Raw genomic sequence first — 17556 nt, forward strand, 5'->3', positions numbered from 1 at the left:
GCGGCATCCGGCGAGCAGTTCAGCAGGCCGGTGATTGTAGTGAGCTGGCCTCAGTGAGGCCAGCACTCCCTCACGATGATTAGCAATCGTTGTTAAACGATGCCGTACACCTGCTTCCAGTGATTCATGGCTTGATTGGTGTCGCGCTGCCAGGGGTGAAAGCTGGGCTTATAGTAAGACCAGTAAGCCTTGCCCATTTTGCGCAACCAACCCGGGTTATTGCCGAGCATTTCATTGAGACCTTTTAGGTGCATGCGCCAGTCCCGCTGAATACCTCGCGCCTTAAATAAGGAATAAGTGTGCAGGGTGGTGAAGAAAGCAAACTCCAGCGTGTTCAACGCCATTTGCGAGCTGCGAATCCAGTAGCTGCCAACCTGATCCTGAAAGACATCAAAGGCCACCGCCTTGTGCTCACTTTCTTCAATGGCATGCCAATACCAAAGCGCCTTCACGCGCTCATCCATTGGGCCAAAGAAATCCGGATTTTCCAGCGCCATTTCCGCCAAGATCGCCGTGAAATGCTCCAGTGCACAGGTCATGGCCAGCTGTCGCTCCGGCGACAGGCGCTTACGCATAAACTTCAGTCCACCCTCTACAAACTGCTCAATGCGCTTCATGGGCAAGCCTTTGCGCTGCATGAACTGGTTGAAGGCATCGTGCTCGCGGCCGTGATGGGCTTCTTGACCAATAAAACCACTGACTTGCGCGGCCAGCTCTGGCGAGACGTTCTTTTGATAGTGGCGCACGGAGTCGACAAAGAACCGCTCGCCTTCAGGGAACGTCGCCGATAGCGCGGTTAGTACCATGGTCTTGAAAGGATCACCGCCAAACCAATCCATGGGAATGCTGTCATCGAAAACAAAATCCATGCGGCGCGGCTGTGGGCGATTAAATTTACTGAGCGCGGAATTAACGACCGTCATGAGGGTGCTCCCAAAATGTACTGACTAGTAATTAAGCACATTAGTTGTTGAGTGACAATTCGTTCTGTCAAATTAATCTGCGGGCTTTAGCGATGGCGCGAGCAAGTAACCTGTAATCATGTCGATTAAACCCTCCGCCACGGCATCTTCCGTAACCCAAGCACTCTGCTGACCGACTTGCCTGACTAATGTAAACAAGGTGCTGTTGGTAATAATGAAGAGCCTGACCTGCAAATCGGCAATGGGGTATTCACGGTAATGCTTGAGGAAATACAGGCGCGCAAGCTCTAAGAAGTGCTGCTGTAAAACATCCGCCACCTTCTGCGTGGGCAGGCGATGCCAATTCCGCACCAGCTCCAAATACAAGCCGTCCTGCGAATGCAGGGTAGCAAAGCCAAATCGAATCGCCACGCTGACCAAGTCTCGCAGGCTGGCTTCCGGTGCTATCGGAAGCCGCGACAAGCCGGTGCCGATATCATTCGCCAGCTGTGCGACCATTGCCTCGATCAGGGCATCTTTGCTGCTGAAATACTGATACAGCGAGCCCACACTGACGCCGGCACGCTCCGCAATCATTGGCGTACTGGTGTTATCCAGCCCCCGCTCTGCGATACAGCGAGCCGTGGCCTCAATCAATGTTGACACCATCTGACGGGATCGCTCCTGTTGCGGCAGTTTGCGCATCCATCATCTCCTCAAAACAAATGCGAATTGAATACGAATAGATATTCACATTATGGTCGAGCTCTCGCAATGACCTGAGCACATTTCATGATTGAATCCCGCCCGATTCCTACTCGCGTTCGCCCCTTCGAGAAGACTCAGCAAGCCACCCCTGCGCTGCTTAAGGTCATTTTGGGTCGTCCGTTAGCGCCAACTCGTCGGGAATATGATGAAGCAGTTGCTGGCCTCAATGTTGGCGATACGCTGATGGATCCCGTTGCTGACTGGCTCATGCAGTCGCCCAAAGCCCATCGCGGCATGTTCCAACAAGCGCTCACACAGGGCGTGGAAAGTCTCAGCGACTGCCCGCCCGAACTTCAGGCCTTGTTTGCGGAGGTCGATCGAGTGCCCGCCTGGGTAGATCGCCAGCTAATGGACGAAGGCATAAGTTTTATTCACGCCAGCGGCCTAACTGCACTTCAGGTCATGCGCGACCTGGCCCTAATGGGCGGCTATTTACTCTCTGGTTTTAATCAAGCACTGGTGATGACCGGTGCGCTCACCAACGGTACATCACAGCGCGTCGCCGAGACCGGCAAATGGTGGATGGATTGCACCGAAAGGGGCGGCCTTGACCGCTTTGGCGCCGGCACGCAATCAACCCTGCATGTCCGACTTGTGCATGCCATCGTGCGCCGCCAGCTCAATCAACGAGAGGACTGGGACCATGCGCAGTGGGCCCTGCCACTCAACCAAATTGATATGGCCGCAACGTATCTGGGCTTCAGTGTGGTGATGCTCGGCGGCCTGCGTAAACTCGGCATTCAAGCCACACCCCAAGAAGCGCGTGGCGTGATGCAACTGTGGAGCTATGCCTGTTGGTTGATGGGCGTGGACGAGAAGTGGTTACGCTTCAGCGAAACCGATGGCGTGATTTTGCTTAATACCGCCCTCATGACACAAAGCCGGGCCGACTGGACCAGCAAGGCCTTGGGCAAAGCCTTGTCGGAAGAGCCGCTGGTGAGGCGCTTTCCCGCATTCGCCAAATATGGTTTAGAGCAGCCCATGCGAAAGTTTGTTTATCACCAGCATCTCAGCGTAAGTCGCTACTTTCTTACTCCGGAGCAATTTGACCAGCTGGGCTTACCCACCCATATCAGTGCTTGGTATCCCTGGCTAACACTGGCGCCGCGCGCATTCACCTATACCGCTCAACGCCTACTGCCCCGCTGGCATCAAAGCCAAGTTTCACGCGGTCGCGCAGCGCAACGCGCAGCTGTTGGTGCTGTGTTTGGCAAAAAGCCCCATCAACTTACGCCAGTAGCACCAGGAGCTTCGGCATGACCAGCAGCGTCCGAGTTCGTGATTTTTCAGAAATTCCAGTAGCGGGCGGCATTCCAGTCCTGAGCCACACGTTCAACTTTTTGTTTCAACCCCTGAGTAGTGGTCTAAACCTGTATGAGCGTTTTGGGCCCGTCATTCGAGGCGATGCCTTTGGCCTCAAATCCGTGGCCTTGAGCGGCCCGGATGCCGTTGAACTGGTATTACGCAACGCCGATCAAGCGTTTTCCAACCATCAAGGCTGGGCCTATTTTATTGAGCGATTTTTCCATCGCGGGCTCATGTTGCTGGACTTTGATGAACATAAGTTTCATCGCGGCATATTGCAGGCTGCCTTTAAAAAGCCGGCGCTGACGGACTACTTGCATCGGATGCAGCCGGTGATCGGGCATGGCTTAACGCGCTGGCAAAAACAGGCTAAGCGTCTGCGCAAAGCCGACTTTATGGTTTACCCCGAGCTGAAACGACTCACGCTAGATATCGCGACAGAAGTATTCATGGGCGAACCGCTGGGCAAAGAGGCCGACGCCATCAATGAAGCTTTCGTGGATTGCGTCAGGGCCGGAACCGCATTAATTCGCTACCCCGTACCCGGCAGCCGCTGGCACAAAGGGGTACGCGGACGTGCCACCTTGGAAGCTTTTTTCCGCTCGCGCATTACCGCTAAACGCCAACAACCGGGCTCAGACCTCTTTAGTCGTCTGTGCATTGCTGAAGATGAGCAGGGCAATCGCTTTAGTGACGACGACGTGGTTAACCACATGATCTTCTTGCTCATGGCCGCGCACGACACCAGCACCATTACCCTCACCAGCATGATGTACCAGCTGGGCAAGCACCCGGATTGGCAGCGGCGTTTACGTGCAGAGGCGCTCGCGCTGGGTAAATCCTCGTTGGTCCACGACGACCTGAGCCAGCTTCCTTTAATGGAGTTAGTGCTGAAGGAATCGTTGCGCTTGTTATCGCCGGTTCACGTTTTACCGCGAAAAACAGTCAAGCCAGTGGAGTTTGCAGGCTATCGGATTCCCGCTAACACTTATGTGATTATCAGCCCGATTGTGACGCACCATTTACCGCAATACTGGACAGCACCGACTCAGTTCGACCCTGAGCGCTTCGGCCCCGAACGCCGGGAACACAAGCAGCACGCCTATCAATACCTGCCTTTTGGTGGTGGCGCGCATATGTGCATTGGGCTGCACTTTGCTGAGCTGGAAATTAAAGCCATTCTCTATCAGCTGTTACTAAAGCTCCGTTGGTGCGTGCCCGACGACTATGTCATGCCAATAAATTTCACCTCACTACCTACTCCTCGGGATCATCTGCCCGTTAAGCTCCACGCACTCTAAATAGATCCCACATTAAGGACGCCTTCATGACCGACACTTCTAAGCGCTGGCAAAACCGTACGCTATTCATTACCGGCGGGAGCCGAGGCATAGGCCGCGAAATTGCCCTACGCTTTGCACATGAAGGCGCCAACATTGTTATCGCAGCAAAATCGGATCAGCCTAACCCGCGCCTACCCGGCACTATTCACTCCGTTGCCGAGGAAATACGCGCTGCCGGCGGCCAAGCGTTGCCGATTGCCTGCGATGCCAGAGACGAAGCGCAACTCACTCGCGCCATTGAAGAAACGGTAGCCCACTTTGGCGGCATTGATGTGCTGATCAACAACGCCGGCTTTCTCGGCGTCACGCCAGTTGCTGTCACCAGCACCAAGCACTACGACCTCATGCACGCCCTCAATACACGCTCGCCATTCATTACGATGCGTGAATGCCTGCCGCACCTCAGCGCACGCCAAGGGCAAGTGCTTAATCTCTGCCCACCGATCAATCTCGATCCTGGCTGGCTCGGAGCCTTCGCACCGTACACATCCACTAAGTACGCCATGACACTGCTCAGCCTAGGCTTCGCTCAGGAAGCCAAGCCACGCGGCATTCGGGTAAATACCCTGTGGCCAGCCACCCTGATTGCCACCGCAGCCGTCGGTATGACTGCCGGCGAATCGGGACTGGCGGCGGCTCGCAAGCCAGCCATCATGGCCGATGCCGCTTTTGCCTTGCTGAATCAAAGTGACCGCTTTAGCCATGAAGTCTGCTGGCTGGATGAAGATGTATTGCGGCATCTCGGCGAAACCGACTTCTCGCATTACGCCAACGTGCCGGAAAACGCCGCCAACATTCAGCGTGATTTCTACATCGGCACTCTTTGAAACTTAGTCTGCAAGCACACTCCCGCGATAGCACAAGGCCTCGGCTAGGTGACTTGTGCTAACGCGATCTTCGTCTGCGAGATCAGCAATGGTTCGCGCCACCCGCAACACGCGGTGATAGGCGCGGGCTGATAGACCTAAACGCTCGCCCGCAGCCTGGGCAAACTCAGTCACCTCTGACGCTAACGCCTGACCAAGCTCATGCCCCGGCAGATAGGCATTGGCATAGCCTTGGCGTTGCAATTGTCGCTGCCGACTCGCACTCACTCGCGCCCGCACTTCGGCACTGCTTTCTTGGGCTTGGGCTGCGGTGGCCAAGGCCGATAATGGCACTGCCTGTACGGGCACGCGGAGATCCACACGATCCAATAACGGTCCTGACAACTTGGCTTGATAGCGGGCTATTTGCTCCGGCGTACAACGGCAACTGCCGCCCAACTGCCCGCGCTGCCCACAAGGGCAGGGGTTCATTGCCGCTACTAACTGAAATCGGGCCGGATAACGTAGCTGCTGGCGCGCTCTTGCTAACACAATTTCGCCTGACTCCAAGGGCTCACGCAGTGCCTCTAGCGCCTGTCGATTGAACTCGGGCAATTCATCCAGAAACAATACGCCGCCATGCGCCAGACTAATTTCTCCAGGACGTGGAATTGCCATGCCTCCGCCAATCAATGCAGCCATTGATGACGAACTATGAGGCGATCGAAAGGGCGGCGAACTATCGTTCTCGCGCGACAGTCCACGCAAGGAATACAAGGCTACCGACTGCAACCGCATGTCAGGAGAAAGCGGCGGCAGCAACCCGGGCAAGCACGATGCCATCAGCGTTTTTCCTGCACCCGGCGGCCCATAAAACAAAATCGAATGCGCGCCTGCTGCGGCAACTTCTAAAGCCCGTCTCGCCAAGTGTTGCCCGCAAACCTGCGCTAAATCAGGGTGCATGACCTGGCTTTCGCTGACGCCCTCGGCCTCACTAGCGTCGTCAGAAATCGGCTCTATACCGCGCAGGTGCCGAATCAATCGCGACAAATTCGACGCGGCGAGAACGGTGGTTTGGGTGCTGAGACGCGCCTCACGTGCGTTGGCTTGCGGTACGACCAAGGTCTTCCCGGTGGAAGCACTGGCCAAGCTGGCCGATAGCACCGCATTCACCGCGGTGAGTTCGCCGGATAATGCCAACTCGCCCATCACGATCAGATTTTCTAGGGCCTTTGCGGGCAATTGACCGCTGGCTGCCAGCAAGCCAAGCGCGATGGGCAAGTCATATCGCCCGCCTTCTTTGGGCAAATCGGCCGGCGCTAAATTGATGGTGATGCGTTGCGGAGGGAAGTCAAAACCACTGTTTAGCAGCGCCGATCGAACACGGTCTTTACTCTCACGCACCACCGCTTCGGGCATGCCCACAATGGCGAGACCGGGCAAGCCGGCCGACAAGTGAACTTCAACACGTACGCGTGGGGCCGCTAAGCCAAGACTGGCGCACGTTTCCACCGTCGCTAATGACATCCTGTCCTGCTCCCGAGCTTCCCTGCATCAGGTATAGGACAGCCTAGAACACTGCGCTAGGTCAGCTGAAAAATTAGTTCGGGCGACGCACCAGTTGCACCAATGCCGCCAGCAGCAAGCCAATAAATAGCATCAGCGTCCACATGGGCAGGCTCAGGCCTAGCAGGGTCCAATCGACTTTGGCGCACTCACCCGAGCCCTGAAAGACCTGCTGCACCACTTGCTGCCAAGGCAAAGCGGCAATCCAAAAGTCTAGGCCGGGCCCGCAAGAGGGCACTTGATCCGCCGGCAAGTGTTGCAGCCAGACATGGCGACCGGCGACCACGACACCTGCGACTGCACTCAAGGACATCACGCCCGCATAGACGCGCTGCCCCCAAGCCTGCGGACCATGCACGGCAGCGATCAACGCCATCACGCCAACACCGATCACGGCCACGCGCTGAAAGACACAGAGCGGGCAGGGTTCAAGGCCTTGGTAATGCTGCAAGTACAGCGCCACCAGCATGGCAACCAGTGCCACCAGTGCCACCAAGGCATTGCAAATGCGCGCATTCGGCAGTTTCGGCATGTCACACCTCATGAGTAGATTCAGGCGAAATACGCCGCTAAAAAGTCATCAAACGGCAATTGTGGCAAAGCCTCCATGTCCGCTTGATCGGCCAGAGACTTTGCTGCCAGCGCCTGCAGTTCTTTCATACGCTGATCCGGCAAAGGACGCGCCAAGAAACGCTCACGCATGCGATCGGCACAGTCCTGAGCAAAGCTATAGAAGCAGCCTTCGTGATCTTGCAAGCTGCGTAGCACCATGGCCGATCCGGTCATGGCAGGCTCTTTAAGCTTATCGATTTGCAAGGCAAGCGCTGAAGAGTACCCACCGGTGGTGTGCGCCGCATCGAGCAACTGTGCTACAGGAAGTAACTCGCCAAAAAGCTCAGCAGCCAAGCTACGGAAATCGGCCTCGCCGGCCTTGCCTTGCAGGCGCAATGTGGCATCGCGTCCGCGCTCAACCATGGCCTGCTGATTCAATGGCAATCGACGGTATTCGTCATCCGTGAATAAGGGGCTGTCGCTGAGCAGGCAATGCAGCGCAAACACTTCGAGAAAATGTGCGCTATCACGGCTGATGCCCAGTGGCTCGAATGGGTCGAGATCGACGCAACGCAGCTCGGCATATTCCACACCCCGACGCGCCAGCGCCTGTGTCGGGCGTTCGCCACTGCGAATGGTGCGTTTAGGCCGAATCAGGCCGTAATACTCGTTCTCGATCTGCAGGATATTGGCGTTGATCTGCTGATACACGCCATCCTTGACCACGCCCGCCGCCACATAGGGCGCATACGGCGTGCGAATGGCGCGATCGAGGTCATGAATGTACTCACCCAAGGCGTTATAAGACACCTGCAGATCCGACTGGGCATCGTTCTGATAACCCAGCGAACTCATGCGCAGTGAGGTGGCATCCGGCAGATACAAGGTGCCCGACGGCATGGCCTTGAGACCGTGATCGCGACCTTCTAGGAAAGTGCCACAGACCGCCGGACTCGCGCCCAGCAGGTAGAGTAGCAACCAGCTATGGCGCTGGAAGTTACGCACCAAACTCAGGTACTTCTCCGATTTGAAATCTTGCAGCGAGCGGGTATCGCCCGCCTGCTGCTGCCAGCGCTGCCAGAAGCTATCGGGGAACGACAGGTTGTAGTGAATGCCGGCGATGGTCTGCATGCGACGGCCATAGCGCAGACCCAGGCCGTGTCGGTACAGCGTCTTCATGCGGCCGATGTTGGAGCTGCCGTACTGCGCCAGCGGAATATTATTGTCCGGGCCGAGCTTGCACGGCATGGAGTTAACCCAGAGGCGCTCGCTGCCGATGTTGGCATAGACATAACGATGCACGTCATCAAGCCAGCCCAGTGCCGTGGAGATACTGTCGCAGGGCGGCGTGATGAGCTCGATGAGTGCTTCCGAGTAGTCCGTGGTGATGTTGGGATGCGTCAGGGCAGAGCCCAATGCGGCGGCATGCGGCGTCTGTGCCAGCCAGCCATCGGGCTGAACACGCAGCGCCTCTTTTTCAAGACCGCGCTGCATGCCTTGCAGACACTCAGGTTCGCGCTCTAACCAAGCTAATTGCTGCATCAGTGCGGCATCCATCAATGTCTCCCTCGCCATGCCATCGTCATCGGGTCACGCCTGCTTTGCGGAACAGGTCACCGAGTGTACCGCCAACCTGACCGGCGGATGTCGGTGCGGCAGCGCGTTGACCGCCTCGGGACGGCTGGGCACCACGCGAGGCGGGCTTGCCGTCATCACGACCGGCGCGAGCCGCCGGCACCGGCGTGTCATTTAAGCGGCAGGATAGGGCAATGCGTTTACGCGCCACGTCCACCTCCACCACTTTCACCTTCACGATGTCGCCCGCCTTCACCGCCTCATGCGGGTCTTTAATGAATTTATCGGACAGCACGGAAATGTGGACCAGTCCATCCTGATGCACGCCAATGTCCACGAATGCGCCAAACGCCGTGACATTCGTCACCACGCCCTCCAGCACCATGCCCGGCTTAAGGTCGCTAATTTCAGTGACCGTTTCGCTAAACACCGCCGCCTTGAACTCGGGGCGAGGGTCACGGCCCGGCTTCTCCAATTCACGCAAAATGTCACGCACGGTCGGCAAACCAAAACGCTCATCGACAAACTGCTCAGCATTCACCGCACGTAAGTAGCGGGGATCGGAGAGCAGCTCTGGCAGACTTTTTCCCGTACTTGCCAGCAGCTTATGCACCACCGGGTAGGACTCGGGATGCACGGCTGAGGCATCCAATGGATTACTGCCACCGGACACGCGCAAAAAGCCCGCAGCCTGTTCAAAGGTACGCTCGCCAAAACGCGGCACCTGCAACAGGGCTTCACGCGAGGCAAAGACGCCATTGGCATCGCGAAAATTCACGATGTTCTGCGCCAGCGTTGCATTCAGACCGGCGATGCGAGCCAGCAAGGGTGCGGAGGCCGTATTCACATCCACGCCAACCGCGTTCACACAATCTTCCACGACGGCATCGAGCATGCGCGCCAGCTTCACCTGATTCACATCGTGCTGATATTGACCAACGCCAATCGCCTTCGGTTCGATCTTCACCAGCTCCGCCAGTGGGTCCTGCAGGCGTCGCGCAATGGATACCGCGCCACGGAAGGTCACATCCAGATTTGGAAACTCGCGCGCCGCCAATTCAGACGCCGAGTACACCGATGCACCGGCTTCGCTAACCACAATTTTGGTCAGCTTCAGCTCAGGATGCTTCTTCATGAGTTCGGCCACGAGCTTGTCGGACTCGCGCGATGCCGTGCCGTTACCAATCGCCACCAACTCAACTTTATGCTCAGCGCAAAACTTGGCCAGCGTATGCAGCGAGCCATCCCAGTCCTTGCGTGGCTCATGCGGGAAGATGGTGGTATTGGCCACGAGCTTGCCGGTGCCGTCCACCACCGCCACTTTGCAACCCGTGCGCAGGCCGGGATCCAGCCCCAACGTCGGACGCAGACCGGCCGGCGCCGACATCAGCAAATCTTTCATATTGCGCGCAAAGACGCGAATAGCCTCTTCCTCGGCCCGCACTTTCAGCTCGGTCAGCAACTCGGTTTCAAGATGCGTGAGCAGCTTCACACGCCAGGTCCAGCGCACCACTTCACGTAACCACGCATCAGCCGGACGACCCAAATCAGAAATACCCACGGCAGAGGCAATCACCGCCTCGCAGGGATGCACCACGCTCTCGGCCGCATCCGGCAGAGTCAGACTCATGCTCAGGAAGCCTTCGTTACGGCCGCGAAAAATCGCCAGCGCACGATGCGACGGCGCATCCGCCCACTTCTCGTCATGCTCAAAATAGTCGCGGAACTTTGCGCCTTCGTTTTCCTTGCCGACGATGACGCGCGCGCTGATCAACGCCCTGTCTTTCAAATACTGACGCAGCGTGGCCAGCAGATCGGCCTGCTCAGCAAAGCGCTCCATAAGAATATGGCGCGCGCCTTCCAGCACCGCCTTCACATCCGGATACGCCACGCCACCTTCGTCCGCCACCGGCTTGATGAAGGCCAGCGCTTCCTGTTCCGGCACGCGCGTGGGCTCTGCTAACAGCATGTCCGCTAATGGACCGATGCCAGCGGCCAAGGCCTGGAGGCCTTTGCTGGTGCGCTTGGGCTTAAAGGGCAAATACAAGTCTTCCAGACGCGACTTGGTGTCGGCCGCGAGAATCTGTGCCTTTAAGGTGTCATCGAGTTTGCCCTGCTCCTGAATGCTTTTCAGGATGGCGGCGCGGCGATCTTCCAGCTCACGCAAATACAGCAGACGCTCTTCGAGATTACGCAGCTGCGTATCATCGAGCTCACCGGTCACTTCTTTACGATAGCGCGCAATAAAGGGCACAGTGGCTCCGCCATCCAGCAACGTAATGGTGGCTTCGACCTGCTCGGTACGGACGGATAATTCGCGGGCAATCTGTTGGGCAATCGATGACATGTACACACTCGGCAAATCAATAAGCAGCGCCGCAAGGACGCTTGAAGAGAGCCGGATTATACGCAGAATGGCTCGCGCGACATCTGCCGCGCTGACATAGGCAAATGCACGAGTGCTGCGTACACTCTAAGCCAACCTACATCCGCTGAGCTTGCCCGAGGACACGCATGGAATCCGCCAGCAGCGAATCGCCGAAAGAACAACTCCGAATCCTCGTCGTCGATGACGATGTGCGACTACGCAACCTGCTCCAGCGTTTTCTCGAAGATCAGGGCTATGCCGTACGTACCGTCGCCGATGCCATCCAGATGGACCGCACGCTGGCTCGCGAACTCTTCGCGCTCATCGTGCTCGACTTCATGCTGCCTGGCGAAGATGGCCTGACCATCTGCAAACGCTTACGGGATGCCGGCAACAACACGCCCATTATCATGCTCACCGCCCGTGGCGCCGACAGCGATCGCATCAGCGGTCTTGAAGCTGGGGCCGATGACTACCTGCCGAAACCGTTTAATCCGCAGGAGCTGTTGGCTCGGATGAAGGCCGTCATGCGCCGACAGTCTCGCGAACTGCCGGGAGCGCCATCACACACCGCCGAGACCGTCAATTTTGGCCCTTGGAGCCTCGACCTTTCGACCCGCCAACTCACCCGTGATGGCGAAACGGTTAACCTCACCACCGGCGAGTTCGCCGTACTCAAAGCGCTGGTGCAGCATCCCCGCGAACCCCTCACCCGCGACAAACTCATGTCGCTCGCTCGTGGTCGCGAATGGGGCGCTATGGAGCGCTCGATTGATGTTCAGGTCTCGCGTCTGCGCCGCATGATTGAAGAAAACCCCGCACGCGCCCGCTACATCCAAACCGTGTGGGGCATAGGCTATGTCTTTGTGCCGGATGGCCAAGGCTGATATGAAGCAAGCGTCGGTGGTATTACCCAAGAAAGGCTGGATTCAAAACCTGAAGCCGCGCTCCAGCTTCATGCGCACGACCTTGGTTATCGGCATTGTGGTGCTGGTCAGTCAGGTGCTGTCGATTGCATTTTTCTGGCAGAACCTATATCTGCCCGAGATCAAACAGCATGCGCATACGTCAGCCATTCGCGTGGACTTGCTGCGTAATGCCGATGCAACGGGCTCACCTTCCCCTGAAATTATCGACATTGAGTTAAAACAGTTTGGCAATCTAAATGTCATCCGTGATCCTGCGAAGTTTCCGCGACCTTCCGAGAAATGGTTTGCCGAGATTTTTACTGATCGATTTCAAAAGCAATTAGAAAGTGAGCTGAATGCACCGGCGCAGGTTTATTTTGAATTTAAACCGATACCAACGTTGTGGATTAAAGCGCCGACCCAAACGCCGATGTGGGTCTCTGAGGAATTGCGCTTTATTCAGCAATACAGCCCAGCCATTATCTTAGGTTGGATCCTTGGCGTACCTTTATTATCCGTCATGGCCATTATTGTGCTGGCAAGGCAGCTCAACCGCCCGCTGAAACGCTTGCAGCTTGCTGCGATTCGCGTGGGGCGCGGTTTGCATAGTACGCAACTGGATATTCATAGTGGGCCCAGCGAAATTCGGGCCGTCAATCGCGCCTTTAACTTGATGACCGACCAGATTCGACAAGCTGAGCGCGAGCGCACGGTCATGCTCGCAGGTATTTCGCACGACCTGCGTACACCGCTAACGCGACTACGTCTCACCGCGGAAATGCTGCGTGACCCTGATCTTGCCGAAGGCATGATTCTGGATATCGAAGACATGGATGCCATCCTCGACCAGTTCATTGCCTTTATGCGCGATGGCTCTGAAGAGCCAGTAGAGCAGGTTGATTTCAACGAGTTGCTGCAAGAAGTGGCGCATCAAGTCCATAGCCAATTAACCGTGGTTCTGGACCTGCAACCGCTCCCGCTTATTGCTCTGCGCCGACTTTCATTTAAGCGGGTGATGGCCAATCTCATGCAGAACACCCTGCGCTACGGCGCGGGGCCATTTGAAGTAAAAACGTGGGCCTTAGCGGATCGCATCTGTCTGCGTTGCCGAGATCACGGACCGGGAATCGACATGGCTCGGGCAGAAGAGCTCATGCAGCCCTTTCAGCGGGGTGATCAGGCGCGAAGCACTCAAGGCTCGGGCTTGGGACTGGCGATTGTCGCGCGTATTGTGCGACAACACCGAGGCCGTATTCAGTTAAGCAATGCCAGTGATGGCGGCTTGGAGCTGCTAATTGAGCTGCCCTTAAAAGCGCATCTGCGCCTGTCGCGCTAGGCCTTACTGAACACTATTGGGTGCATCCGTGGCAGGCAGATGCAATTGGCGTAAGTCGATACTGTCGAAAACATATTTTTGACGGCAGAACTGACAGTCCACCTCAATTTGGCCTTGTTGCTCATCCGCAATTTCAAGCAACTCATCCAAATCAATGGCACGCAGGGCATTTCCGCTACGCTCCCGCGAACAACTGCAGTGAAACCGCAACTCAGCCTCGGGATAGAGCTCCACCTGCTCTTCATGAAAGAGTCGATAGAGCACCTCTTCGGCCGAAAGACCTAATAACTCTTCTTTCTTTAGCGTTTGTGCCAGTCCCTGCGCTCGACCCCACAAGTCGTCGTCTTGACTCTCATCCATTTGCGGCAACACCTGCAACATGAGGCCGCCTGCGTGCTGGCCATCGGCGGCTAAATTGAAGTAGGTCGGTAATTGTTCAGACTGAGCAAAGTAGCCGGCCAGCGCCGCGGCTAAGGACTCGCCCTCTAATGCCACGATGCCTTGGTAACGTTCGCCGTCTTCGGGATCTATCGTGAGAATCAGTTGCCCCTGGCCCGCTAAAGCAGTCCAGCTGTGGTCTGTCTGCAAGGCCATTTCTGCTTCATCATAGCGAGCAATGCCACGGAGCTCGCCCAAGTGATTACACTCAACCATGAGCACGGACATCGGGCCATTGCCCTGTATTTGCAGAATCAAACAACCTTCGAATTTTAGATTCGCCGCAATGAGTGCAACGCCGCTTAATGCCTCGCCCAGTAATCCCTTAATCGGCGCAGGATATTCATGTCGCGACAGCACTGCTTGATAGGCCTCGCTCAGCTGGCATATCTCACCGCGCACAGCACCGTCGAGAAATTGAAACCGCTGCAAATGATTCATTACGTTGAAATCTCGCTTATGTTACAGTTTGTGTGTAAACGACAAGGGTTTGGTGGCGTTTTATCTACCTCGTCGGATTTTGTTTGACGAATTTGGCGAAGGTTCTTACCCTTGCCCCGCATTATACAACCTGCAAAAGGACTAAATGACTATGAAATTGCATCAACTCGCTGTGGCCACAATTTTGGCTTCGTCTGCCATGGCAGCTCATGCCGAATTCACTGTTAGCCCGATGGTTGGCTACCACATGTTTGATAACGACAATGGCCTTGAAGACGGCACCAACACAGGTTCTATCGCTTTAGGTTACCGTGTAAATCCAAACGTTGGCTTGGAAGCCCGCTTTGGCCAAACCCAAGCTGATCTGGAAAATTCTGCCGGCGATGCTCGCTTCCAGAACACCACACTCGATGCTTACTACCGCTTTAACGCCGCTAACAACTTCCAGCCCTATGTACTGGTCGGTGGTGGTCAGTCGCGTATCAAAGTTGAAAATGCTGGTTTAGCTAACGGCACATTTGACACCACGATCGTTAACGCTGCCGTTGGTGCTTTCTACCAACTCGCTAACAACCTGTCCCTGCGTGGCGAAATCCGTGGCGTTCAATACGTTGAAGACTCCCAGCAGAACAACGTAGACGGCATCGCTTCGGTTGGTGTGCTCTACGCATTCGGCGGCTCCAAGGCTGTTGCTGCTGCTCCAGCTGTTCTGGCTCCTGTCGCTCCAGCGGTAGATGGCGATGACGACAAAGATGGCGTTGCTAACAGCATCGACAAGTGCCCAGGCACACCAACCACGGTTGTGGTTGATGCCAATGGCTGCCCAAAAATGCTGACTGAAACAGTGGCCAAAGAAATTCGCGTTCTCTTTGACACCAACAAGTCGATTGTTAAGCCAGCCTTCAATGCTGAAATTGAAGCCGTTGCTAAGCTGATGAAAGAATACCCAACAGCCAAAGTTGAAGTACAGGGTCACACTGACTCACGTGGTAGCGCTCAGCTCAACGATCAGCTCAGCCAAGACCGTGCAAACGCCGTGGCTGACGTGCTGACCAAAACTTACGGTATCGCTGCAGATCGCGTTTCCGCTAAGGGCTACGGTGCTTCGCAGCCAGTAGCTGACAACAAAACAGTTGAAGGCCAGACCAAGAACCGTCGCGTTGTTGCGGTGGCTCAAGGTGAAGTAAAGGTCATCATCAAGAAGTAAGTCTCGCGCTGCTTCGGCAGCCACTGACTGAACCAAAAAAGGTCGCTCATTGAGCGGCCTTTTTTGCTTTCGGGCTCAGGGTAAAACCGTCACAACAACTGAAAGCAAATATCGGCTATACTTCGCGCCCAAATTTTGACCGCTGTCCGAGACCCACTGTGTCCATCAAACAAATTCGTAACATCGCTATTATCGCCCACGTTGACCATGGCAAAACCACGCTGGTAGACAAGCTCCTGCAGCAGTCCGGCACCTTTGGTGATCGTGGCAACGACGTAGAACGCGTGATGGATTCCAATGACTTGGAAAAAGAGCGTGGCATTACCATTTTGGCCAAGAACACCGCCATCCGCTGGACGGATGCCCGTGATGGCCAGGAATACCGCATCAACATCGTCGACACCCCAGGTCACGCCGACTTCGGTGGTGAAGTGGAACGTGTACTGTCCATGGTTGACTCCGTCTGCCTGCTCGTAGACTCGGTTGACGGCCCCATGCCACAGACTCGCTTCGTCACCATGAAAGCCTTCGCTCGTGGCCTCAAGCCCATCGTTGTGCTGAATAAAGTTGACCGCCCAAGCGCTCGTCCGCACTGGGTTATGGACCAAGTTTTCGAACTCTTTGACAACCTCGGCGCCACCGACGAGCAGCTCGATTTCCCCGTGGTGTACGCCTCAGGTCTGAACGGCATCTCCGGTTTCGAAGCAGACAAACTCGGCACCGACATGACCGCCCTGTTCCAAACCATCATTGATCGCGTTAGCCCGCCGCCCGTCAACAGCGACGGCCCGTTCCAGATGCAGATCTCCTCGCTGGACTACAACAGCTACGTTGGCGTTATCGGCATCGGCCGTATCACCCGTGGCCGCGTCAAGACCAACACGCCGGTCGTGGTGGTTGATCACGAAGGCAATAAGCGCAACGGTCGTATCTTGCAGATCATGGGCTATCACGGCCTGAACCGTATTGAAGTGCCAGAAGCTGAAGCCGGCGACATCGTCTGCATCACCGGCATTGAAAAACTGGGCATCTCCGACACGCTGTGCGACCCAACTTGCGTGGAAGCCATGCCGCAGCTGAGCGTGGATGAGCCCACCGTTAACATGACTTTCCAGGTCAACAACTCGCCATTCGCCGGTCGCGAAGGCAAGTTTGTGACCTCGCGTAACATCAAGGACCGCTTGGATAAAGAGCTGATCCACAACGTTGCACTTCGTGTTGAGCCTACCGATAGCCCAGACCGCTTCAAGGTTTCGGGTCGTGGCGAGTTGCATCTCTCGGTTCTGATCGAAAACATGCGTCGCGAAGGCTTCGAAATGGGCGTGTCGCGTCCTGAAGTGATCTTTAAAGTGGTGGATGGCGTTAAGTGCGAACCGTTCGAAAACGTTATTTTTGACGTCGAAGAGCAGCACCAGGGCGGCGTCATGGAGCAAATGGGTTCGCGTAAAGGCGACATGACCAACATGATTCTCGACGGTAAGGGTCGTATTCGTATCGAAGCCACCGTGCCATCACGCGGTCTGATCGGCTTCCGTTCCGAATTCCTGACCATGACGTCCGGCACCGGCATCATGACCTCGAGCTTCTCGCACTACGGCCCGGTTAAATCCGGCGACGTGGCCAAGCGTCAGAACGGTGTGTTGATCTCGATGGTTCAAGGCACGGCTCTCGGCTATGCATTGTGGAACCTGCAGGAACGCGGCCGCATGTTCATCGGCCCGCAGACCGAAGTTTACGAAGGCATGGTCATCGGCCTTTGCGCTCGTGGCGACGACATGGCCGTGAACCCGACTAAGGGCAAGCAGCTCACCAACGTTCGTGCATCGGGTACTGACGAAAACATCGTACTGACCCCAGCCATCCGCTTCACGTTGGAGCAAGCGCTGGAGTTCATCGAAGACGACGAACTGGTCGAAGTTACACCTCAGGGCATTCGTATTCGTAAGCGTCATCTGACTGAGAACGAGCGCAAGCGCGCAGGCCGCAACTGATAGCTCTGTGTGGAGAGAAAGCATCCACAGCGGGCTAAGATGCCCGCCGC

At 56.2% G+C, this 17556-nt stretch carries 14 protein-coding genes; 7 read left to right on the plus strand and 7 right to left on the minus strand.

Annotated features, from left to right (window positions below):
- Positions 1-92 precede the first annotated feature (92 nt).
- Together A8710_RS01385 and A8710_RS01390 are read right to left on the minus strand one after the other, a co-directional pair.
- Positions 93-923 (minus strand): metal-dependent hydrolase, encoded by an 831-nt coding sequence (locus A8710_RS01385; RefSeq protein ID WP_068857642.1) that lies wholly within the window; start codon positions 921-923, stop codon positions 93-95.
- Between the two features lie 72 nt (positions 924-995).
- On the minus strand, positions 996-1607 hold the full coding sequence (locus A8710_RS01390; RefSeq protein ID WP_068857643.1) for a TetR/AcrR family transcriptional regulator: 612 nt from the start codon (positions 1605-1607) through the stop codon (positions 996-998).
- A gap of 87 nt (positions 1608-1694) precedes the next feature.
- Between A8710_RS01390 and A8710_RS01395 the strand changes: the two genes are divergently transcribed.
- The 3 genes from A8710_RS01395 to A8710_RS01405 are packed head-to-tail and all read left to right on the plus strand — an operon-like array spanning position 1695 to position 5145.
- The gene (locus tag A8710_RS01395) at positions 1695-2930 is read left to right on the plus strand and encodes an oxygenase MpaB family protein (RefSeq protein ID WP_068857644.1); all 1236 of its coding nucleotides are present in this window, start codon (positions 1695-1697) and stop codon (positions 2928-2930) included.
- On the plus strand, positions 2927-4276 hold the full coding sequence (locus tag A8710_RS01400) for a cytochrome P450 (protein ID WP_068857645.1): 1350 nt from the start codon (positions 2927-2929) through the stop codon (positions 4274-4276). Before A8710_RS01395 ends, A8710_RS01400 begins: the two co-directional genes overlap by 4 nt.
- A 26-nt stretch (positions 4277-4302) precedes the next feature.
- A complete protein-coding gene (locus A8710_RS01405; RefSeq protein WP_068857646.1) occupies positions 4303-5145 on the plus strand; it encodes an SDR family oxidoreductase in 843 nt (280 codons plus the stop codon).
- Positions 5146-5148: 3 nt separating this feature from the next.
- Here the strand turns inward: A8710_RS01405 and A8710_RS01410 are convergent, their stop codons facing one another.
- The 4 genes from A8710_RS01410 to A8710_RS01425 all read right to left on the minus strand — a co-directional run bounded on the left by A8710_RS01410 (position 5149) and on the right by A8710_RS01425 (position 11164).
- Complete coding sequence (locus tag A8710_RS01410) at positions 5149-6651, minus strand: YifB family Mg chelatase-like AAA ATPase (RefSeq protein WP_068857647.1); 1503 nt, start codon at positions 6649-6651, stop codon at positions 5149-5151.
- 73 nt (positions 6652-6724) lie between these two features.
- Complete coding sequence (locus tag A8710_RS01415) at positions 6725-7222, minus strand: disulfide bond formation protein B (RefSeq protein ID WP_068857648.1); 498 nt, start codon at positions 7220-7222, stop codon at positions 6725-6727.
- Positions 7223-7242: 20 nt separating this feature from the next.
- On the minus strand, positions 7243-8799 hold the full coding sequence (gshA, locus tag A8710_RS01420) for a glutamate--cysteine ligase (protein WP_094078659.1): 1557 nt from the start codon (positions 8797-8799) through the stop codon (positions 7243-7245).
- 25 nt (positions 8800-8824) lie between these two features.
- Positions 8825-11164, minus strand: coding sequence for a Tex family protein (locus A8710_RS01425; RefSeq protein ID WP_082968582.1), 2340 nt, complete (start codon positions 11162-11164; stop codon positions 8825-8827).
- 167 nt (positions 11165-11331) lie between these two features.
- On the opposite strand from A8710_RS01425, the gene ompR reads away from it, so the two are divergent.
- Together ompR and A8710_RS01435 are read left to right on the plus strand one after the other, a co-directional pair.
- Positions 11332-12072 carry an osmolarity response regulator transcription factor OmpR gene (gene ompR / locus A8710_RS01430; protein ID WP_068857649.1) on the plus strand — a complete coding sequence of 247 codons (741 nt, stop codon included), beginning with the start codon at positions 11332-11334 and terminating at the stop codon, positions 12070-12072.
- A complete protein-coding gene (locus tag A8710_RS01435; RefSeq protein ID WP_082968583.1) occupies positions 12044-13429 on the plus strand; it encodes an ATP-binding protein in 1386 nt (461 codons plus the stop codon). Before ompR ends, A8710_RS01435 begins: the two co-directional genes overlap by 29 nt.
- A gap of 3 nt (positions 13430-13432) precedes the next feature.
- Here the strand turns inward: A8710_RS01435 and hslO are convergent, their stop codons facing one another.
- Positions 13433-14308: an Hsp33 family molecular chaperone HslO gene (gene hslO, locus A8710_RS01440; RefSeq protein ID WP_068857651.1), complete on the minus strand. Its 876-nt coding sequence runs from the start codon at positions 14306-14308 to the stop codon at positions 13433-13435.
- A 151-nt stretch (positions 14309-14459) separates the two neighbouring features.
- On the opposite strand from hslO, the gene A8710_RS01445 reads away from it, so the two are divergent.
- Positions 14460-15515 carry an OmpA family protein gene (locus A8710_RS01445; RefSeq protein WP_068857652.1) on the plus strand — a complete coding sequence of 352 codons (1056 nt, stop codon included), beginning with the start codon at positions 14460-14462 and terminating at the stop codon, positions 15513-15515.
- Positions 15516-15673: 158 nt separating this feature from the next.
- The gene (gene typA, locus A8710_RS01450; protein WP_068857653.1) at positions 15674-17506 is read left to right on the plus strand and encodes a translational GTPase TypA; all 1833 of its coding nucleotides are present in this window, start codon (positions 15674-15676) and stop codon (positions 17504-17506) included.
- The last annotated feature ends 50 nt before the right edge of the window (positions 17507-17556 follow it).

It is taken from the genome of Perlucidibaca aquatica (assembly GCF_001676655.1).
In the GTDB taxonomy this organism is placed as follows: domain Bacteria; phylum Pseudomonadota; class Gammaproteobacteria; order Pseudomonadales; family Moraxellaceae; genus Perlucidibaca; species Perlucidibaca aquatica.